Source organism: Burkholderia ubonensis (assembly GCF_001718695.1).
GTDB lineage: Bacteria > Pseudomonadota > Gammaproteobacteria > Burkholderiales > Burkholderiaceae > Burkholderia > Burkholderia ubonensis_B.
Window position 1 is genome coordinate 1,294,750 of the sequence record NZ_CP013420.1, and the last position, 19,888, is coordinate 1,314,637.

A 19,888-nucleotide genomic window follows, 5' to 3' on the forward strand; every position below is an offset into this window, starting at 1 on the left:
GCAATTTTGCCAACACCAATCAACGGGGCGACGAAGCGCTCAATCGCTCGTACCAAGCACCGTCTCTAATTTCTACAATGTCTTGTTCCGTCAATACACTAACTGCTGCCGTATAAAACTTGTCTGGCGCTCTAGCACCCAAAAGCTGCAGCACCTTCGGATGTAGGTCGAACTGCGGGTGCCATGCTAGAGCACTCTCGACAAATGCCACGCGATCGTCCCGGTCGAACAGTCCATAGTGCTCTGCACGCTCCGCGGCAGCGACTGCTGCAGCAATTTCGGAGGGTTCCGGTTGGCGATCAACCTTCATGGCATACAACGCAAGCGCTCTATTGACCGATCCGTGACGATGAATCTGCTGCCACTGCTCGGTCGTCAACGACAGATCGGCACGTGACCCGGCCAACACACTGTACGTGCGAGGTTTAGCGCTCGCGTCAAGCGCATGCCATACCTTTACGGGCCCTAGTAGCGTCTGCTGTTGTTCTTGGGAGAGCACTGGCCAGATCAGACTAAGGGCTCGCGTGTCGTAGAAGCGCAGCACACACGGCAGCCCTTCCTCGTTGTACTGCAAAACGTGGCGGCCCCAATGCTCCGCGACCTCGTCCAACGATGCGTCACTGGCGAGCCACCCACCGACGCGCTGCCCCAGTCCTTCGGCCATTGACATAGGACGACGGTCCTCGAAGGCAATCCTCACACTCTCCGCAAATGCTCCAGCCCCTTCCGGAGTATTAAGGTCCAACTCAACGAGATATGGCCGGTGATTGTCAGGAAACGCATCGTGCATCACCTCCACGATCGCACGCTTCAATTGGCGGAACCGCTGGGCTTCCTCGTCGTCATTCGTGAAATCTCGCTGACTCGGATCGACGACAAGATAGCAGTGCATCTCCGGCCGCTTGCTGAAGTATGTGCGCAAGCTGCTGACGGCCGCGTCTATCGCGATGACCTCCGGCGAGTCGTCCATACCGAGCGCGTCTGAGTTTTCCATATTCACTACTCCAGCACAACGCTCGAAGCGCTATCTGCGGCCGCCGAAGCCGTCTTCCAGGCACACCCCTTCGGCACGCTCGCAATCGGTGAAGGCAGGCGCATTGACGACGCCCCCGGCTTATCCCAGCTCGAACACTTCTCGAGAATCTGCCCGCTCGTCCCGTTCTCGATCAGATCAGGCGTTATCTTTATGTACGATCCACCCGCACCGATCCAGATCTCCTTCTCTGCCGAAATCACGACTCTCCCGTTCGAACTCGTGATCGTCACGTCGTTGAGCGCCGCGAGCTTCATCTCGTCGCTCTGCGCCTGAATTTCCACCTTGCCCTTCGCCGCAAACAACTTGATCCCTGCATTCTGCGCGAACAGGCTGATCTTCTCCATCACGCTCGCTATCAGCGATTTGCCGGCCGCCACGTGCGTGCTCTTGCCGCTCACGATATTGACTTGCTGGTTGGCCGTCAGTTGCGCTGAATCCTGAGTCGACAGCCCCAGACCCGCAGGACTCGCCATCAGCATGATCGGCGTCGAAAAGCCGTTCGCGTTACCCGTGCCGCCGCCACCGGTCCGGCCGCCGCTGCCAGCCCCACCGCTCACGCTATAGTGCGTCGCGTCGGTGAACTTCTTGAGTGCGTCCTGCCCTTCCTGCAAACTTTCAGCCTGATTCGACGAGCTCGCCTGCGACGTCAGATCGATAACGGTCTCCGCACTGGCCAACTGCTCGGACGCTGCGGTCACGTTCAACGGCTGGTTCGTCGCGGTCGGGTGGGTCGATACGAACAAGCCCTGTCCCGCCCGAATGGCGCCGTAGGCGTCGGATTTAAGGTCGAACCCACTTCCAAGGAAAGCGCCGCGCGTATTGTCGGTCTGCTGGATCAGGTACCCCAGATGCAAGTGGGACTGATAGCTGCTCGAGTAAAGGTGCACCCGATTCTGCTGCGTCGAGTCGTCCATTACGAGCTGGTTGTAGCCAGTGCCGCCGTATTCACGCGAGCGCTGACCCGACAGCAAGCCGTTCGTGTGCCACACCGGCTGCGTAGCACCCCCGTACATTCTCGCAATGATCACGGGCCGGTCACAGTCACCTTCCATGAAACCGACCACCACTTCATCACCCTTGCGCAGCGGCTGAATTCCCCCACGATTGGAGCCTGCATCAAGGAACGTCGGGCGTACCCAACACGATGCGCGTTCATCCTGGCCATTGCGGCGATTCCAGTGGAACCACACCTTCACCCGGTTCAGTGAATCGGTGTACACCTCTTCCCCGCTCGGCCCGGCGACGATTGCATTCTGCAACTGCATGACCGGTTTCTTGTGTTCGAACGGGCTACGGAACGGGACGTTGCGCGGTTGCGCCTCCACCACCACCTGAAAGAAACCTTCGCTGCCGTCTGCGTGGCGGACCGTTGCGCCAGCCTTTGCTTGCGCAACTTCTGCAGCCAGCCCGTCGGGAAACTGATCCGCCTCGTCCAGACCAGGCAGGTTATTGCAGATCAGCCAGTCGACTCCGAGCAGAACAAATTCGCGATCCGGTTGGCTGCCCGCATCATGCACCGGATGACCGCGAAGTTCGAAGCGCCGCCCCGGCATCGCGCAGCGCAAGCCGCCTATTCCGTGAAAACGCTTCATCCGCGATTTGCGCTCTTCAAGCCGAATCTGCGCAAGACGCTCACCCTGCTCGCGGTCCGACCACATGTACGCGCCAGGGTAGTCGTAGATTTCCCCATCGGTCGGCAACTCGCCGTTCACGTCCGTCACGCCCTGTACCTGGCGAGGGAGATCGGGGCGCTTGTAGTCGAACGACCGCGTCGTCAGTTGCGCACTGTCGATCTGAAGCTGCTCTTTCCACTGCGCGAATCCATCCAGTTCCCCACTGATTTCGGTGGGACCGAACTCGACAACCGGCTGTTTCAGTTGAGGGACGAAATAAACGTCGTCCGTCACAACCATCGTGTGCGATCGGCCATTTTCGGCTTGCTCGAAGTACGGAAATACGCCGACCTCCTCCATGCTGCGATAGACGAAATTCAGGTCGTATTCCCACTGCACGCGATTCGAATAGGACGGCAGCGGCTTGTGCAGATCGATGCGGAACGCGCCCCGCGCTTGCGGGTGCTCATTGAAGACGTCCACCAGTATCTGCTCGCCGTTCTGCTCCTGCCAGTCGCGCATGTCGCGGCGCAGGCGCAAGAAGTAAAGCCAGGACGAGAACGCCAGCTTGTAAAAAGTCAACGGGCCATCCGCACCCAGCCGGCTGAAACGGTGGACGTAGCCATGGATCGGCATGTACGAGCCGTCCGTCTGCTGGATCCAGAGCGTGACGGGCTTGGCGAGTAGCGCACTCAGCTCAATCTGGCTGCCGCGTGGCGAAACGGCATCAATCTCGAATTCGTAATCGCGACCGAGTCGAGCCGTTCCTTTTACATAAAGCGGCAATAACCAGTCAACCCCAAGCGGCGTATCGAGTTTGACAAGACGATTGTATTGCGCGTCGCCGAGACGCAGCGTCTTATAAAGTGCGGTGTGGCCCATGCAGCATTCCCTTGGTTGGTATTCAGGTGGGGTTTCTGCCGAGGGCTGATTATAAATGCCTTTCTGAACAAGACGATAGCGCGCCTTGCATACCGGCCTATTTCGAATGAATTGGCAATCTGACGTTCACGCGTGAAAATTACCGGATTTTCACATTCTTTCAGGAAAAACTTTCCGATTGCTTGGTGAGCCGGATTTCTTGAATCACATATCACCTTCCTGAGCCCGGCCAGCTACGGCCGCTCCGTCGATGAATTTCCGCATCGGCGCACTTCGCTCATGCGTCTCGTTCAGACAATGGCGTATGTCGGTGCCGAACCCAGGCAAAGTCGTGGCAAAGAGAGCTCGCCCTGAAACAACCGCTGGAAGGCTGGGCTCGCGCGGCCGGCAACAGAAGGTGCTGTACCGGTCTGACAACAAGACACCATTGTCGGTCGACTGCGTGCGCTATCAGGTCATGCGACCCGAGGAGTGTTTGGAGTTTGATCGAGACCTGACGGAGATCAGCGGGTCCCAATTGGAGATGAGCCGATGTCGAAGGCAGGCCGCAACTGCTGGACGCTTGCACGCACGCGGCAATCCGGAACCCCGCAAGGGCACGGACGCGATCACTGGAGATCGGCACTCAGGCTACGTTCGGCGTCTCGCGGAGATATTTGGTGCCGGGGACCAGAACCACATTAAAGGCGATTTGCCTTTCTGCACGTGGCATTGTGCGAATTCGAATTTACTTGGTGCCCCCGCATATGCCCCCGGACATTTTGACTGCAATTTGGGACAGTGATCCGGCACAACCGGCGGGGACGGCATATGAAGAACATGAAGCAATGTGGCGGCGAACCGACATGTAGCGTCGAGCCGATTCGAAATGACGTCTCGGCCGTCATTCTCCTCGGGAAGTTCGTGCGAGATGTGGTCGCAAATCCGCGAATCCCGATCGAGGTCCGTCGTGACGCTGCCATGCTTGTCCGCAGCCTGCAGCGCGAGCCGATTTGAGGATCGCCCGTGCGGTATTTCACGACCACCGACGTCGGCCAATCGATCCGAAAAGCGTTTGGCGGCTACACCCATATCCTCGTGAATCGAGGATACACGACGATCAAGCCCGTGTTCTTCAAGAGCGCGTCGATCGCAGATCTCCCGGTCTACGTGTGGGCATGGTGGGACCGTGCGAGCGATGGACAGTTGGGGAAGTGGCGAGACAGGGGTGGCGTGCTGCTGGATCGCTACACGTATTCCGACCGGGCCGGGCCGGCGGACGTCCTCGTATTCGTGGAATGCCCGATGACGATGGACCGGCTGACCCGCTCGCACGTCAATACGTCCGAGTACACCGTGATCCCGGTCCCCCACACCTGGCGCGTACACGAGGAATGCATTGACCTGCGCACACCGCGCGTCGAAGATCTTCGCGCGATTTGGAGCGCATGCCGCGGCCAACGATTGACGGACGAGCAACTCGAGGTCGAGACCGGCATTCCTCGCCAGCGCGTGACATACATGCGCAAGAGTCTGAAGCCAGTCGAGGAATGGGAACTGCGCCCGCGGTTGGCACCTGACGCGCCCGGATTGGTACCCGCTTGGGATTGGATCGGGTCCGGACGCACTGAGTCGAAGAAGGTTGCACGCGAGGAAGGTCACAAGGCCGCCATCAAGCAAATGGCGCGCCTCGGGCACATCTCCTTGACGAAGTGGCAGGTGTATAGCAGCGATGAACCCGATTGGGACCTGCTCGAACGAAAGCGCCTGCAGGCTATTGCTAATCTTGCTGAAGTTCGATCACTCGTTGAGTCGCTTCCCGACCATCTTCAAGCTTGACGACGGTCTGGCGAATCTCTTTGATGCGCGGGGCGTTGGCGTGATACAGCTGGTTGAGCTCGGATAGAGCATGTTCGATCTCTCGATCACCAACGGCGCGCTGTTCGCCACCGCGCAGAGCGATCGCAGCCTGCAGCTTGACCTTCGCCATCGCCGCACTGTCCTTGTGGTCCATCGTCGCCAGACCGTGAAGTTCCTCGAGGCCGACCACTTTGTATGCGCGGGTGAGATCCGATACTCGGGCGTCGAATTGCTCGCTGCTCATGCGAGAGTACGACGGATCGACCTTGACCTTCTCGATCGCCGCGGCGAATCCCTGAAGTTCGGCCGATGCACGAATGTATCCGTCCAACTCGTGCGCGGTGCAGTCGAGCGTGGACGAAGCCAGGAAGATGTCCCCCTTGGCTTCGGTCAGGGCGGTCTTGATCGATTCCTCGGAAATCAGACCGGCGCGCATGGATCGTCTCATTTCAGTAGCTCAGGCCCTTTGCATAGCCCATCTGCTGCAGGTCGGGCAGCTGCTTCTTCAGTCGGCCGACACCGATATCCGTCCGGTAGAACGGGCTGTTCGGGATCTTCACCTTCTTGATCGCGCTGTACGCCGACCGGCGCGCGCCGGTAATCGTCTCGCCGGTGCCCGTCGCGATCAGCACGTAGTCGCCGGCCGTCACAGGACCCGGCAGGTCGACCACCTTGCCGTTCACCTCTCGCGGCGCGGTGCCCATCATGACTTCGGAGAAGTGCAGGTGCTCCATGTCCTCGGCGCCGTAGATCGGGATGCCGCACAGCTCCTTGTTCGTGATCTTTGAGTAGGGGAAGTCGGGCAGCGCCATGAGCACCGAGATGCAGACCTCGTCCATGCGAATCTTCAGCGTGTCGCGGCCCTGGATCTTGTCGGCCATCCACTGCGCCGGGTCACCCTCGATCAGCGCGGTCAGGTTGTGGCGGATCGGCCAGCCATCGCGCATCGTCCATTCGAGCGGATACGGGCCCTTACCGTCGGTCGGGATCATGCAGTTGACGTCGACGTAGCCGACGTAGCCGATCCGCTTCAGGTGCTCGGTAGCGGGCTTCAGCACCTCATCGGCGAGCTTCGACTGTCGGACGACGCGCACCGTGGTGCCCATCTCGCCAGTGTTGACGCCCAAGTCGCCGTTCATCAGCTTCTTGTTTTCCCAGTTCTCGACCCAGCCACGCGACCAGCCGTCCGGACCGAAGAATCCGCCCACGGCCATCTCGATGCCGCTGATCTTCTCCTGCAGGATGAAGCCGTCCTTGCGCGCCGCCGACCGGTACTTGTCGATCTTGTTCCAGCGCCCGAGCATATAGACCATGTCGGCCGCACTGTCGGCGACGTAGGACATCGCGCGCTCGCCGTCGCCGGACGGCTTCGACACGAACGCCTTGCCCTGCTTCTTCACGTAGGCGATCGCAGAATCGTAGTCATGGAAGGTCTTGCCGGGGATGATGCGCATCCCACACTCTTCCATGACCTTCTGGCCGGCTTCGCGATCGAGCTCCCATTCGACAGCCGCCAGATTGCAGCCGTAAATCGGATATCCGATCCGACGGTACGGCTCGAGCATCTCGAGATAGCTGACGTTGTCGGGCGTGTAGATCAGGTCGGCCCACCCCAGCCACTTCCGTCGCAGTTCGTCGTAATTGCGGATCTTCGGCACAATCCCTTCGCCAGCATGACGGTCGGTCCCGTCCGGGCGTGGCTTGTCGTACCAGAGCACCTGATGCCCCCACTCCTGGCACCGCATCAGCCAGTCGAGGCAGTTCGAACCGACGTCAATCGCGAGGATTCTCATGGAGTAGGCGGTCGCTGAAGGAGTTGTTCGGTTACGGCGGGGCCGGCGCGGTTATATAAGTTCGCGGCGACCCACGGAGCCACGGCGGCAGCCGGATTGACTCCCAGGCCTGCACCCCCAAGCACGCCGGCCACGATGCCGCGTTCGGCCGTGTTCGACGTGCCCGGCTCGCGCAGGAACAACGAACCAATGTCCGCCAGCTTGCCCAGCTCCCCGCCCTGGCCCATCGCCATCGCGCGCTTGCCATACGCGTTCGACGTAACCGCTCCCATCAGCGCCCTCGGGCTGATGTTGCCGCCCGGCGACTTCGCCACGAGCGGCTCGATCGTCTTCCCGATCGCATACTGCCGGCGCGCAGCCGCGTACCGAGCGGCTTCGTCTGGCGATAGCTGCGGCAGGAACGAATCTTCGATTTCGCCCTGCAGGTCGCTCAGCGCATGCCGTAGGTCCCCGTTAGACGTGCTGCGGATCGTCGACTTCAGCTTCGTCAGAAACGGCCGCAGCTTCGCGCCATCGAGTTGCCGGGCGGATGACGTCGCGCCACCACCTGCGAGCGTCTGGCGCGGGCCGGCGAGCGCTTCCAGATCGTTGATGTACCCCTGCACGACACCCTGCACTTCCGGCAGCTGGTTGCCCTTCGCGCGCTGCAGGCGATTGAGGAACGCGTTGTCGATCGGAATGCTGTGCGCGGCCGTGATCGCGTCGATCTCGGTCCCCGACTTCTTCATCGCGTTGGCGTACACCTGGCGCGTGAGCTTGTCGCCTTCGCCCCCAATCGACTGGATCAAGCGCTGGTTGAACACGCGCTGATTCGCACCCGACGTCTCGCCGGAGAACGGCACGTCCGACGACAGCTGCCCGGCGATGCGCCCGAATTTGTTCTCGTACATCTGGTCCGGCCGGAAGCGGAAGCCCATCTCATGCGCTTCGCGCGCGAGCCGTAGTGTCTCCGGATCGACTTCCGGAAGTGCGCGAGCAGCGGCGCGCACGGCGCCGCGGCCGACGGCGTTCGCACCAGCTCGGGCGGCGCCGGCCGCGCCTTCACCAGTCGCCAGCACGCCGCGCGGCACTTCCGGGATCCGAGCGAGCATCGGTGATTCAACCGGCAGCCCTTGCAGCGCGTGCATCAGCCCAGAATTGCCGAGCGCCTCGACGTCGGCCCGGCCGGCCTCGGTGCGCGGCTGGTACGTCAGCTTGTCGGCCAACGCAGCGCCGGCGCGTTCGCCTTCGTCGATACCCTGCTGCGTGCCGTACTTGCCACTCGTGAGCGTCTTGCCGATACCGTATGCGGCGCCTACGGGCGCGGCCAGCGCGCCGGTTGCAGCCGACAGGCCGGCTTCACCGAGCCCGACCGCGCTCTTGCCCAATCCGAGCAGGCGCTCCGCTATGGTATCGGCGTGCTTCGACGCCGGAGCCGGCGTCGGTTCATCAGGCGGCAAGCGATCGAGAGGCGCAACAGGGCCGCGCGGCTCTGCCGCAACCGGCGCCGAACTGCCATACTTGTCCCACGGTCCCGTCGTGGACGCGGCGGTATCCTGCGCGTATTTCTCCCACGGGCCGGCCATTACATCTTCTCCCAGTTGCTTTGCTTCGACGGGTCGCCGCCCTTGAACCGGTACCCGCCTTCAACTGTGCCGACCGCCGGCGCGCCTTCACCGCGCCCTGAAATGCGGGCTTTCTGCTGAGATTGGACTTCGGCGGGGGCTTGGCGCGCCGCGGCCATCTCCTTTTCCATCATCGAAAGGACCGCGTTCAGCTGCTCAGGCGTACTGGCGGTGGACAGCAGTTCGCGCGCGTGCTCTTTGTCGGACACCGTCGGCACACCGGTCGGACTGATCGCACGAGCGTAGGCGTTCACCGACGTGTTCAGCGCCGTGCCGAGCGCAACGACGCGCGGATCGCCAGTACCCGTTTGAGCAGCCTGCATCGCACGGTTCACGCCAGGGAACTCGGTGCGCGGCAGCGCGGCCGAGGCTTCACGTACGAGCGGGAAAGTCTTCTGTGCTTCGGCGACGGCCATGCCGATGTTCGCCGCGCGAGTGGCGCCTGTCCGGGCGGCTGCCTTCTCGCCCTGGAACCCGGCATTGGCGGCGGCGATGTCCGCCCCCGTGCCGCCTGCTTCGCGCTCCTGACGCATCACCTCGCGACGCAGCGCGATGATGTTCTTCGCGCCCTGTGCGCCACGGCCGAGGTTCTGGTAGACCGACGTATCGCCCGCGCGCGCCTGTTCTGCCAGAAACTTCAGGTCTTCCGGCGAGAATTTCGCGTCGTCACCGTTTGCCATCGCGATCGCCTGCCGGCGAAGCGCGATCGATTCAGCACGCAGCTGATTCGATTCGGCGCGGGCTTGCCGACGGTCTTCGCGGTTCAGCGCATTGTCTTCCGCGCGTTGGCGCAGCGCGTCATAGCGCTCCTGCAGCTGTGCGATCTGCAGCTGATGCTGGAACTGCTGCTGAATCTGCGCGGCCTGCTGCTTCGCCTGCGAGTCGAGGATTGGCGTCAGTTGCTGCAGGCCGGCCATCAGGTCGGCACCGGACAGGCCCTGATCCTTCAGAACCTTGATCGCGCCATCGAGCGAAAGCGGTCCGGCTGATTGCTGCATCGGGCCGGGGGTATTCGAAGGCGGCGCTGGAATTTGTGCAGGTGTCGCCTGCGCCGGCGAGCCCGCAGTCGGCAGCGGCCGAAACGGGGCGATGGGCGGCTTCCCCGACATACCTGCGGGCATCCCAGGCGGCAACGGGGGCGTGTTTCCGGCCATCGGCGGGGGTTGAAGCATGCCTGCCGCTGGCTGTTGCGTCGGTACCGACGGCTGACCCGGATTCGGTGCCTGCGGCGGGGGCGGCATTTGCGCCGGCTGGCCAGCCAGAAGCTGCGGCAAAGCGTTGCCGGCCGCCTCGAGCGCAGCCTGTTTGCGCTGGCGGTCCTGCTGTTCCTGCTGAAACTGAGCGAGCTGCAGCGCACGCAGCTGACGCTGCGCAGCTTGCTGCTCGGCAGCCTGCTGATACTGGAGGAAGTAAGGAAGTCCCGCGAGTCCGGCCATGGCTTACCCCATCGTGAAACCGTACTGGTTCCCGCCGCCCGAGTAGTACGGACTGGACGTGAACGCGCCGCTGAAGTCGCCCCCGCCGAACGATCCCGTGGTGCCGTTGAAGAAATTGCCGAAACCGCCTGCGTTTTGCACGGCGTTCCCAAGGCCCGAAATTCCCTGAGCCACACTGCTGCCCAGCGCGCCGGCGCCCTGCGCCTGGCTCTGGAACGGCACCGACTGAGCGCCAGCGCCGTAGTTCATGTACGGGATGATTCCGCTCATGATCCCTTCGGCGGGGCCGTACACGTTCGAGTTCAGGAACGAACCGTACGTATTCGCCAACGATCCCGGCACGCCGGCGATCGTCTGCGCAGTGTTGTATGGCGTTGAGCCGGCCGCCAGTGTGTACCCGGGCGCTGCCTGCAGCTGCGACGTGCCGAGCTCGCCGTATCGTCCAGCGGTGCCGGCTGCTCCCGTATAGCCCTGCAGACCCTGAAGCGCGCGCGACAGCTGGTTGTTCTGCCAGTCGATGTTGAAGTTCGACATGGCCTGGTTCGCGACTCCTGCACCGGCTGCCGACGAGCCGAGCCCGTACATCGAATTGTTCGCGTTGACTTGATCCTGCACCTGCTGCTGCGTCCGAGCATACAGCGCGCTCTGCGGATCAAGGCCCATGCCGAACACCTGCTTCCCGGCACCAAGCAGATCGTTCTGCGTGTTCAGGTTCTGGGTGCCCTCGTAGTTCATCAAGGAACCGAGATAGCCGTACTGGTTGCCGGCGACGTTCGCGGCATTCTGGTATGCACCGCCGTACGCGTTGTTCGCGTTCAGACCGCCATACAGCGACTGCAGACCGTATTGCCCCAGGTCGTTCCCGCTATAGATCTGGTTGATGTTCGACAGCAGGTTCTGCCAGGTGGTGTCGGCGGTGCCGAGCCCGGTCGGGGTGTAATAGGACGCGCCGCCCCCGCTCGTGCTGGGCGACATGGCTCCCGAAATTGCGGAGCCGGCGACGCTCCCGACTACCCCAGCGACTGCTCCCCACGGCATGGCTTACCCCTTCATCAACGTTTCCGGATCCGCCACGCTTTCGGCGTGGATACAGAGCCATGTCAGGTTTGTCAGCGCGGTAATGCGATGCACGCGGCCAGCCTTCACTTCGAGCATGCACGGACCGTGCAGCACGCTCAGCTCCCCGTCGACGTCGAGCATCGCGGTGCCGTGCGCCAGATAGCTGAGGTGGTCGTAGTCGTGCACGTGCTTCTGCACTTCCTCGCCGGCATGCAGCGTCTGCTCGCGCGCGTACACGCCGCCGGCGGAGAAGTGGTGCTTGATGGTCATTTCTCGCACCTGATCGACACGATCAGCGTGATCCGATCGTCGTCGCCTTCGTTGACCACTTCATGCTCCTTCGTGTTATCGAAGTACCAGACCTCCCCCGGCGCCATCGCAACCGTCTCGTTCTCGACGCGGTTCCAGCACTTCGGGTTCGACTGCAGCGGGACGTACAGCTTCGTGTTGTAGTGCCGTACGTGCCAGTTGTCGTCGGCGTGCGGCAAGACGCGCTTGCCGGCGGGGACCTTCGTGATGAGGATGCCGCCCAGCCGCGTTCCCTCGACGCGCGCCATCAGGCCAAACACGATCGGGCGAACCTGCGGTAGCGCGTACCACTCCGGATAGAAGACGGCGTCATGGGCGTCGTTGAACCCGGTGTAGTCTCCGGCCGCCTTGTACGGCTTCTCGTCGTTGTACCGAAGCCAGATATCCGACACGTCGGCGTGCGGGCCGCCTTCCGGGTCGGTGCGCGCGGTATGCCGATTCCACAGCCCCGGTTGCCGCGCAATCGCGAGCAGCAGTGGGGCCGTGTCAATACCACCACCGATTCGGATCAGGTTGTTCATTTGCCTTTGACCTGTTGATAGACGTGCATCCCGCCGAGCCCGAGCATGCCGATCGTGATCGTCGCGAGTTGCGTGAGATCCATTTCCGTCAAGACGATGTGGTGCCCGAAAAGCGCGGAGATGTCGCTCATCGCCGGCCGGAGTACGAAGTTCCAGGCGTACCCGGTCACGCACACCCACCCCATGCCGCCACGCCAGTGCTGCAACGGGTCGCTGCTCTGCGCCTCGGCCTGGTTGATCTGCATTTGGCCAGTGATCTGCGCGAGCTCGCCCGTCTGCTGCAGCTGGAGCAACTGCAACTTTGCTGCGGCCGCCTGCGCCGGATCCGGCCATACGCGATCGATGACCTTCCCGACAACGTCGGAAACTGCGGAAATCGGGTCGAGGAATCCCATCACGCGGCCCCCTTCAAAAGGTTGTTGGCGATGCGGTTCGCCCACCCGTGGCTGAACGACGGCCAGTTGTGCAGGTCGGCCAGATATTTCAGCCGGTATGCGAGGAACCGCGCGACGATGCGCAGCGGGTCCGCTGCGTTCACCGCGGCGATCGTCACCGGTCCGATCCGGCCGTCAACTTCCACGCCCGCAGCCTTCTGCAACCAGGTCACCGGTAGCCCGCCGTTATACGCGGCATCGAAGACCTGGAACGCCACGCGCGGATCGAACTGGTCGCAGTAGTACGGATCCCAGTAGACCGTTTTCGCGATCAACCTCGCCGTAGCCTGCGGAAGCTGGCGCATATCACCGCCGTACCCATGCGCACGCGCGACGCGAGCAGTGACGCCCCACATCGTTTCGCCGCCAGGGTCGGCCGAGTTGTTCGAATACCCGCCCTCGTTGCCCATCAGGGACGCGAAGGCGTCGTCGAAGCTGCTCACAGCTTGCCCACCGCATGCAGGATCTGCTCGACCTTCTGCTCCGGGGTGGCGAGTACGTCGGTGACGATCGACGTCAAATTCGACTCCAGGTCAGTGAGTTCCTTCGCCGCGTTGCCGAGGCCAACGATTTCCTCGACCTTGTCGACGAAGGCGCGGCCGTCATTCGCCAGCGCCTGGAAACGCGCCTCGATGGCGGATTTGATCGATTCGAGCATGTCCATCTCCTAGAGGAACTTCTTGAAGCCGCCGCCCGCGCCGTAAGCGGCGAGCGCGACCAGGGCGTACATGAAAACGCGCCACGCCAGTCCGAGGACACCCCGGCCGACGTTGAGCTGGAAACGCTGGGTGATGCCGCTTTCGATCTGCTCGGCGATCGCCTTGACGTCGTCTTCGGTGAGAGTCCGGTTTCCCATGGTTTCCCCGATTTACTGGTGAGATTGTGGTTTTGTTTCCCGCCCGTCGGAAATCTGGTCCGACGGCGGCGTTTCGACGTCCCGGATCTGCTGCGGGCGCCGTGCTGCCTGCGAAATCAGGTTGTTCAACGTGTCCTGCCGGCCCACCACTTCGTTTCGCATCGACTCGACCGCGGCCTGAGCGCCGCGCGCTTGCCGCGCGTTCTCGACGAGCAGCATCGGCAGCCAGCGCACCGAGCAATCCCACTGATCCACCGAGTGGCCGGTCTGCGGGTTCTGCCCGAGCATGTGCACCCAGAACATGCATGCGTCGCCGACGCACGGCTTGCCGAGCAGTGGGCAAACTGGTTCCTTTTTCTTCACGATTTCACCGCCACGATCTGGTCGACGTATTTGCAGTTCGCCGTCAGCGTGTGGCTGTGCGCCCCACCACCGCCGGTGTTCTGCAGGTTCGCCGTGCTGGAATTGACCGTCAGGCTCGTGGTCGCGCCGCCGGTCGCCGCGGCAATTGCGAACGATGTCCCGCCGCCACCATAGTTCGCTCCGCTCGCCGCATTCGTATAGAACGACGCGCCACCCGGCCCCGGATGCGTGTGGGGGTTCTCCGTCGTACCGTGCACGTGCCCCGAATCCGTGTGTGCGTGCGCCGGCATCTCGGCGACAGACAGCACGTGTCCGTCTCCGGAAATCGGCCCGAGAATCAGATTCCCCGCACCGACCGTGCCGCCCGACCCCGAGAACGCGGAGGGCGTCACGCTACGCATGAACGCGTCGAGGTAGATCGCGTTCGTCTGTGCCGTCCAACCGAGCGGCGCGGACGCCTGCTGAAATGCCATCGTCGTGCCGCTCGGCGCGGTCAACGTACCGGTAGGGTTCGCGTTCGCATTGACCTGATTCACGATGAAATTGAAGTCGGCCATCACCTGCGACGCGTCGGCGGTCGTCCCGTTCTGCAGGTTGTTAGGCAGGTTGCCGATAATGGGCATAGCTCACCTCTGGTTCGTATAGCCGGCGTCCTGGTACCGGGCGAAGAAGGTTCCGATCTGGATCTCGTTGACCGGTGTCACCAGCACGTCGATGGCCATCTTCTGGAAGACGAGAGCGATCGGCCACGGGATCGTGTACACGTGCGGAATGGACGTGTCGCTCGACCAGTTCGCCAGCCCCCACGTGAAGGCCCCCCAAACCGATCCGCTCGGCTGCGTCGTCACGAACGTCGTGCCGAGCGTGCTGTCCTGATCGTCCAGGGCCGTGAGATTGAAATTCACGCCGTTGCCGGTCGACGAAAGCTCGATCGTCGACTCGACCACCTGGATCTGTTGCATGTGGCCAGTCTTCGGGAAGCTGGCGGAGCGCAGATGCGCGGTCAGCGCGACGCCGGCGTCCGCGTAGGAGCTGCTCGAGGTGGGGATCGTCGTACTGATGAACAGCGCGGCACCGCGCGCGGCACTCGACAGCACGAAGACGTTCCCGTACTGAGCGGCGCAGTCGTACGGAAAGCTGTGCGGACCAGTCCAACGCTTCCGGCGGATGTCGTACCAGTAGTCGTTCGTCTGCGCCTGCCCCTGGATCAACGTCGGTACGCAGACCCGGTAGATGTTCCCCGAGAACGAAGCACTGATGCGCGACGGCTGGGTGGCGTTCTGGAACGGCACCTGGAGATCGGCGGGGAAATCCGTTCCCGGCCGACTCGACAGCGGCACCAGCATGCCGAGAAAGTTCAGGATGTAAGGCGCATCGGGGCCTGCGAAGAAGATCCCGAACGGTCCCTGCACGACGCTGCGCGGCGCGATGCACCCGGTCGTGAGCGAGATGTAATTGAGCGCCAGATTGTTCGTGGTCGGATCGCCCGTCACCTGCCAGACCTGGGATTGCTTGAACACCACCAGCGCCCCGATCACGCCGCCCGACGTGGTCTGGATTGGCAGGCCCGACTGCGCAGTGACCGGTGTCGTATCGCCGACGGTTACCGCCTGCGTCGCGTTCGTACGCGTGGTCGGCGCGAGCGTATCGCTGAAATTGAGCGTGTTCCCGACGGCGAACCAGGCGCGGTTGTTGAAGTTCGCGACCGACGTCGGCACTCCCGTGAGGGGGTTCGTGGCCAGGTTCGCCGACGACCAAGCCGGCGCGGCCGGGTTCGAGATGTCGAGAACCCCGAAGAAGTTCGACCCCACCCCGCTGAATCCCGGGTGAGTCACGAGGATCTTTGTGCTGACGACCGCCATCGTAGGGGGTGTCCACGGCCCGCTGGTCGAGGGCGACGACGGGACGTTCCCCGCCGTGACGCCAGTGATCGTGACAAACGAATTCGTCAGCAGGTTGTATGCGAACGGCTCGTCGAACCCCGGATTGCGCGCGGTCGACACCATTCCATACGCGATCGTTCCGATGACAATGAACACCGACACGAACGTCGGCGTGGTGAAGCTGCCGAACGACGTAGCAGCGCTGCCGACGCCCGGGCGTGCCACGACGATTTCCGGGTTGCCCTGGTCGAATACGAGATTGGTCAGCAGCTGGCAGGCGCCCGGGAACGCGTCCGTTGCGTCGAACGCATCGCATAGCCCCTTCGGGGTGAAGCGGACCGGCTTCGCATTGCGGATCGCCATGTCGCGCCTCTCAATCCGTGATCTTCGTCGGCTTCAGCGTGCGGTTCGTGTGGAAGCGCCGCGGATCGAGCCGCACCGACTTGACCACCTGCTGCTCGTCGCCTTCCATGATCAGGTGGGTGCGCAGCATTGCCTCGCACTGCGCGCGCCACGATTCCTGACGGGTATCGTCCGTCTCCCCCATCAGCTCGACGGCCGTTGCCTTGATGAGGTACTGCTGATCCGGGAACCACGGAATGATCGACGACGTTTCCGGCGCGGCAATGTCCGGCTGCTTCACCATATAACGGTGCGTCAAGGTGATCTGCCCGGACGATTGCGGATAGATGAAGAGCTGCCCGGCCGACTGCTTCGCCTGCGCAGTTGTTTCGTCGTACAGCAGCGTCATGAACTCGTACGGATAGTTCGCGATCGACGGATCCTTGAATTCCTGGTCCCACTCTTCTGGCGAAATCGGGTGCAGGAAGTACGGCAGGTTGTTCTGCTGGAAAAACAGGTCGTACGGGCGCAGGTAATTGAGCGGCAACATGAACGGACCGTAGTTGTTGGCCTGCACGTTAATGAATTCGGTGACCCGGTTGATCTTCAGGTCACGATGCAGCCAGAGGTCCTCCAGGACCATGTTCAGATAGATGCCGCCCTGCGACAGCCATCCCGGCGCCTTCGCGATCGCGCAGGCGCGCGCGACGATCTGCTGGGCCTGGAGGTAGGCCATTTCACTTCCCTGCGCGGGCGTCCGCGATCTTCTTGCGCGCCTTCTCGAGCTCGGCTTCGATGCCCTTCAGCTGCTGCGGCGCGTTCTTCAGGTTTGCTTGCTCCTGGCTCGACAATGCCTTCGAGCCGGCCTTACCGGCGGTCTTCGCGTTCTGGCGCTCGAGCAGATCCGCATACGCGCGTGCGACGTCGGCGTGGGCCTTTTCCCACTGCTCGATATGGGCTTCGAGGACCGGGATTTCCAGCATGCGTTGCTGGCGCTGAAGCGCTTCGCGCACGGTGTCCATGCGGGCATCGAGCGAGGCTTTGTCCTCGCCCTCGACCAGATAACCGCTGGCCGAGAGTTGCGCCTGATTCGGCGCCGGGAGAGTGATCGAGAAGTTGCCGATCACCGTTGCAGCCGTGACTTCCTGGGAGGCTTGCGACATGGTCTTCCTTTCGGGGGTGAGGGATTACGATCGCGCCCAGGCCGGCACGGGGCCGCCGCCGAGCACTTTGTTCTGCGCCTGCTTGTACGGGTTGAATGCGTGCCCGTTGATGTCGTTTTCGTGCACCCACGTGCGCGCGACCATTTCCTTGATCGAGCGGAGCGTGTCCGTATCGAACTTGTACGTATGGCCGTGCAGGTACGGGGTGCCGTTGATCTTCAGGTGCTCACCACCGCACGGCGCGAGGTCGATGCGGTACCACCAGAGATCCGTCTTGCCGTCCTCGGCCTTGCCGGCGAAGCGCTCGACGACGCCCGACGTCAGCAATGCCGATTGCGCCTGTGCGGACAGCCGCGCCGATTCTTCCTCGGCGATGTCCTTCGCGGCGCCCAGCTTCGCGTTTTCGGCTTCGAGCGCCTTAATGCGCTCGAGCAGCGCTTCGCGGCTTTCTTCGACGGGTGCGGCGCCGCCGAGCAATTCGTCGGCGTCAGCCGACTCGGGAGCCGGCTTACCCGGCTCCTGCGAGTTACGTGCGGCCATCAGTTACTCCTTACGGGGTGGTCACGGTACCGCCCTGATAGCCCGGCGCGAACGCGGAGCCGCATTCGACGCGAGCCAGGAAGGCCGTGTTGAGCAGGATCGAGCCGTAGAACACTTTCCACGACACGACCCGGGTCTGGTTCAGCGGATCCGACTTGTCGGCGCCGGTCAGGTAGTGGAACTCGGGGTTCTCGAGCAGCACCTGGCCGTAACTGTGGTTGCCGATGAAGATCACCGGGAACACCGACACGCCGTTCGCCGGCGCGGCCGGCGGCGTTTGCGTGACGCCGATACCGGTCAGCGTGACCGTCTGGTTCGGTTGCAGCTGCGTTGCCTGACCAGCGAGCACACCGGTGACCGGAACACCGTTGCCGATCGCCGTGGCGAGGTTGGCCGGGCTCGTGGTCGTGCCGATGTACACGTTGAACACGTAGTTCGGGAACGACGGCAGTGTGACCGAGATCGAGCCGGTCGGGCCCGTCACGCTGATCGACGACGACACCTGGTAGATCGTCTGTTCGACCGACGTAAGCGCCGGCGCGGCCGTCACCTGGATGTAGTACGTGCCGGTTGCGAGCTGGCCGCCCGACGCGGACGCGGTGCCGTTGATCGCGGCCGCACCGGTCCAGTACGGCATCATGTTCGTTTCGCAGAAACGGATGCCTCCGAAGTCGCCGAGCTCGTTGTTGTAGAGCCGGTTCACGTCGCTGTACGCCCAGGCTTGCTGCACGGACGAGTTCTCGCGCATGTCCTGCGCGGAGAACGGGCTGATCAGGGCGACGTAGTGCTGCTTGACGCGCGGCGTCATGGACGGATCGCGATACGCGCCGGCCTCGATCATCATGTCTTCGCGCTCGTCGCCATTGAAGCGCGGCACGCCGTAGGCCGCCATCGATGCGAACAGGCGGTTCGATTCGTGCGGCGACATCACGTTCGACGCGGTCAGCGCAGCACGGTTTGCTGCGCCCCCGGCGTAGTTCACCTGCGGCGCGGACAGCAGCGTGTTCAGCGTGTTGCGCTCGAGCGTTTCGGGCATCTGGATCGACACCAGCTCGCAGGCTTGCTGGAACAGCGGGTGCTTGATGGTGAGGTTCGCGACATCGGTGATGATGACGCGATCGCCCCATTGCTGAGCAGTGGCGCTGACCTGTTGCAGCGTCATCGCTTCGCCCGGAGGCGCAACACCTTCCTGCAGCGGCGCGTACGGCAGCGGCAGGCGCTGGTAGCGCGACGCGGTGTACGTCGTGCCGCGGTTCGTGTCGAGCTTCAGCGGCTTGCCGAACTGGTACGCGACCAGTTGCCGGCGTGCGAGCGGCTCGACTTCTTCCTGGATGTACGCTTCGACGTCAGCCGTAAAACTCGTCGACTGGTTCGTCACCCCGGGGAACATGAGGCCCGTCAGGAGGGCCAGAATTTTTGTCAGCATGGTGTCCTCGTGCTGGTCAGATGTTCACGTCGGCCAGACGCGCGGTGCGCTTCTGGTGTTCGGTTTGCCCGCGGGCCGGCGGTACGTTTGAGCGCACGCCCGGCGTCTTGCCGCGCGGAACGTCGGCAGCGGGCGCCTTGGCTTTCGCCTTCGGCTTCAGCTTGCCGTCCGCGATGTCCTTGCCGAGCATGTAGTAGTAGACCGCCTCGCGCGACGCGTTGCGGCCTGCGCGGCGTTCGTCCTGCACGGCCTGCTCGACGCGATCGCGATATCGTGCGCGGTGCGGGTCGCTGGCGATCTTCGCTTCGAACAGTGTCTGGTCCCGCAGATCCTGCGCCTGGAACAACGCCGCCTGCGCCGCCTGTTGGCTTTGGCGCAGCGTACGGTTCGATTGGATCTGCCAGCGCTCGATGTCCGTCGTATTCGGATCGCGCAGGCGAGCTTCTTCCGCTTCGTAATCGCGATCCGCAATCGGCGCCGGCGTCGTGGGCGCGCGCGACGTATCGACCGCGCGGCCGCGGCGTTCTACCTCGGCTTCGAGCGCCGCGAGGCGGTCCGCGTCCGAAGTCGCGCGTCGGGAAGGCGTTGCCGGCTCGACGAAATCGAAGTCGAAATCATCTTCCGGAATATCAGCAGCGGGATCGCCAGCGCCAGGATCGCCGCCACCAGCACCATCATCGCCAGGGTCACCGCCCCCAGCATCGCCACCAGGGTCCGCCGGATCAGCACCGTCGACACCGGGAAAGAGAAGACCGAGAAGTCGCTGCAGGAGCTTGCTCATGGCGGCCC

Annotated in this window: 23 protein-coding genes; 2 read left to right on the top strand and 21 right to left on the bottom strand. The window is 63.0% G+C overall.

Translation table 11 applies throughout. The features are described 5' to 3' along the window. Positions 1–19: 19 nt before the first annotated feature. Positions 20–994 carry a DUF4123 domain-containing protein gene (locus WJ35_RS05780; RefSeq protein WP_041493804.1) on the bottom strand — a complete coding sequence of 325 codons (975 nt, stop codon included), beginning with the start codon at positions 992–994 and terminating at the stop codon, positions 20–22. A 5-nt stretch (positions 995–999) separates the two neighbouring features. Then, positions 1,000–3,531 (bottom strand): type VI secretion system Vgr family protein, encoded by a 2,532-nt coding sequence (locus tag WJ35_RS05785; protein WP_069238886.1) that lies wholly within the window; start codon positions 3,529–3,531, stop codon positions 1,000–1,002. A gap of 810 nt (positions 3,532–4,341) precedes the next feature. Here WJ35_RS05785 and WJ35_RS31060 point away from each other — a divergent pair. Then, positions 4,342–4,527 (top strand): hypothetical protein, encoded by a 186-nt coding sequence (locus WJ35_RS31060; RefSeq protein ID WP_059734040.1) that lies wholly within the window; start codon positions 4,342–4,344, stop codon positions 4,525–4,527. Between the two features lie 9 nt (positions 4,528–4,536). Next, complete coding sequence (locus WJ35_RS05790; protein ID WP_069238887.1) at positions 4,537–5,349, top strand: hypothetical protein; 813 nt, start codon at positions 4,537–4,539, stop codon at positions 5,347–5,349. Here the strand turns inward: WJ35_RS05790 and WJ35_RS05795 are convergent. The 19 genes from WJ35_RS05795 to WJ35_RS05885 all read right to left on the bottom strand — a co-directional run bounded on the left by WJ35_RS05795 (position 5,291) and on the right by WJ35_RS05885 (position 19,880). After that, a complete protein-coding gene (locus WJ35_RS05795) occupies positions 5,291–5,806 on the bottom strand; it encodes a hypothetical protein (RefSeq protein WP_069238888.1) in 516 nt (171 codons plus the stop codon). The genes WJ35_RS05790 and WJ35_RS05795 overlap by 59 nt on opposite strands. A gap of 13 nt (positions 5,807–5,819) precedes the next feature. Continuing rightward, positions 5,820–7,163 (bottom strand): phosphoribosylglycinamide synthetase C domain-containing protein, encoded by a 1,344-nt coding sequence (locus WJ35_RS05800; protein WP_059734037.1) that lies wholly within the window; start codon positions 7,161–7,163, stop codon positions 5,820–5,822. Further along, positions 7,160–8,728, bottom strand: a complete 1,569-nt coding sequence (locus tag WJ35_RS05805; RefSeq protein WP_155121870.1) for a hypothetical protein — start codon at positions 8,726–8,728, stop codon at positions 7,160–7,162. Before WJ35_RS05805 ends, WJ35_RS05800 begins: the two co-directional genes overlap by 4 nt. Further along, complete coding sequence (locus WJ35_RS05810) at positions 8,728–10,203, bottom strand: hypothetical protein (protein ID WP_155121871.1); 1,476 nt, start codon at positions 10,201–10,203, stop codon at positions 8,728–8,730. The genes WJ35_RS05805 and WJ35_RS05810 overlap by 1 nt, the downstream gene beginning before the upstream one ends. 3 nt (positions 10,204–10,206) lie before the next feature. Beyond that, a complete protein-coding gene (locus tag WJ35_RS05815; protein WP_059734035.1) occupies positions 10,207–11,178 on the bottom strand; it encodes a hypothetical protein in 972 nt (323 codons plus the stop codon). Between the two features lie 66 nt (positions 11,179–11,244). Beyond that, a complete protein-coding gene (locus tag WJ35_RS05820; RefSeq protein WP_059459755.1) occupies positions 11,245–11,532 on the bottom strand; it encodes a cupin domain-containing protein in 288 nt (95 codons plus the stop codon). Continuing rightward, the gene (locus WJ35_RS05825) at positions 11,529–12,092 is read right to left on the bottom strand and encodes an aspartyl/asparaginyl beta-hydroxylase domain-containing protein (protein ID WP_069238891.1); all 564 of its coding nucleotides are present in this window, start codon (positions 12,090–12,092) and stop codon (positions 11,529–11,531) included. The genes WJ35_RS05820 and WJ35_RS05825 overlap by 4 nt, the downstream gene beginning before the upstream one ends. Next, a complete protein-coding gene (locus WJ35_RS05830) occupies positions 12,089–12,487 on the bottom strand; it encodes a 3TM-type holin (protein ID WP_059459753.1) in 399 nt (132 codons plus the stop codon). Before WJ35_RS05830 ends, WJ35_RS05825 begins: the two co-directional genes overlap by 4 nt. Beyond that, positions 12,487–12,969, bottom strand: coding sequence for a glycoside hydrolase family 108 protein (locus WJ35_RS05835; RefSeq protein ID WP_059734029.1), 483 nt, complete (start codon positions 12,967–12,969; stop codon positions 12,487–12,489). The genes WJ35_RS05830 and WJ35_RS05835 overlap by 1 nt, the downstream gene beginning before the upstream one ends. Further along, positions 12,966–13,184: a hypothetical protein gene (locus WJ35_RS05840; RefSeq protein WP_155121872.1), complete on the bottom strand. Its 219-nt coding sequence runs from the start codon at positions 13,182–13,184 to the stop codon at positions 12,966–12,968. The genes WJ35_RS05835 and WJ35_RS05840 overlap by 4 nt, the downstream gene beginning before the upstream one ends. Before the next feature lie 9 nt (positions 13,185–13,193). After that, complete coding sequence (locus tag WJ35_RS05845; protein WP_048806072.1) at positions 13,194–13,382, bottom strand: hypothetical protein; 189 nt, start codon at positions 13,380–13,382, stop codon at positions 13,194–13,196. A gap of 12 nt (positions 13,383–13,394) precedes the next feature. Continuing rightward, positions 13,395–13,745 (bottom strand): hypothetical protein, encoded by a 351-nt coding sequence (locus WJ35_RS05850; protein WP_069238892.1) that lies wholly within the window; start codon positions 13,743–13,745, stop codon positions 13,395–13,397. After that, the gene (locus WJ35_RS05855; RefSeq protein WP_059734024.1) at positions 13,742–14,368 is read right to left on the bottom strand and encodes a hypothetical protein; all 627 of its coding nucleotides are present in this window, start codon (positions 14,366–14,368) and stop codon (positions 13,742–13,744) included. The genes WJ35_RS05850 and WJ35_RS05855 overlap by 4 nt, the downstream gene beginning before the upstream one ends. Positions 14,369–14,371: 3 nt before the next feature. Continuing rightward, entirely contained in the window at positions 14,372–15,991 is a 1,620-nt protein-coding gene (locus WJ35_RS05860) for a hypothetical protein (RefSeq protein ID WP_069238893.1), read from the bottom strand. A gap of 10 nt (positions 15,992–16,001) precedes the next feature. Beyond that, a complete protein-coding gene (locus WJ35_RS05865) occupies positions 16,002–16,706 on the bottom strand; it encodes a hypothetical protein (RefSeq protein ID WP_059695356.1) in 705 nt (234 codons plus the stop codon). Between the two features lies 1 nt (position 16,707). Continuing rightward, on the bottom strand, positions 16,708–17,097 hold the full coding sequence (locus WJ35_RS05870) for a hypothetical protein (RefSeq protein WP_155121873.1): 390 nt from the start codon (positions 17,095–17,097) through the stop codon (positions 16,708–16,710). A 60-nt stretch (positions 17,098–17,157) separates the two neighbouring features. Next, on the bottom strand, positions 17,158–17,673 hold the full coding sequence (locus WJ35_RS05875; RefSeq protein WP_060081934.1) for a hypothetical protein: 516 nt from the start codon (positions 17,671–17,673) through the stop codon (positions 17,158–17,160). A 10-nt stretch (positions 17,674–17,683) separates the two neighbouring features. Then, positions 17,684–19,099 carry a N4-gp56 family major capsid protein gene (locus tag WJ35_RS05880; RefSeq protein WP_069238894.1) on the bottom strand — a complete coding sequence of 472 codons (1,416 nt, stop codon included), beginning with the start codon at positions 19,097–19,099 and terminating at the stop codon, positions 17,684–17,686. A gap of 16 nt (positions 19,100–19,115) precedes the next feature. Beyond that, entirely contained in the window at positions 19,116–19,880 is a 765-nt protein-coding gene (locus WJ35_RS05885; RefSeq protein WP_059695362.1) for a hypothetical protein, read from the bottom strand. Positions 19,881–19,888: the final 8 nt, after the last annotated feature.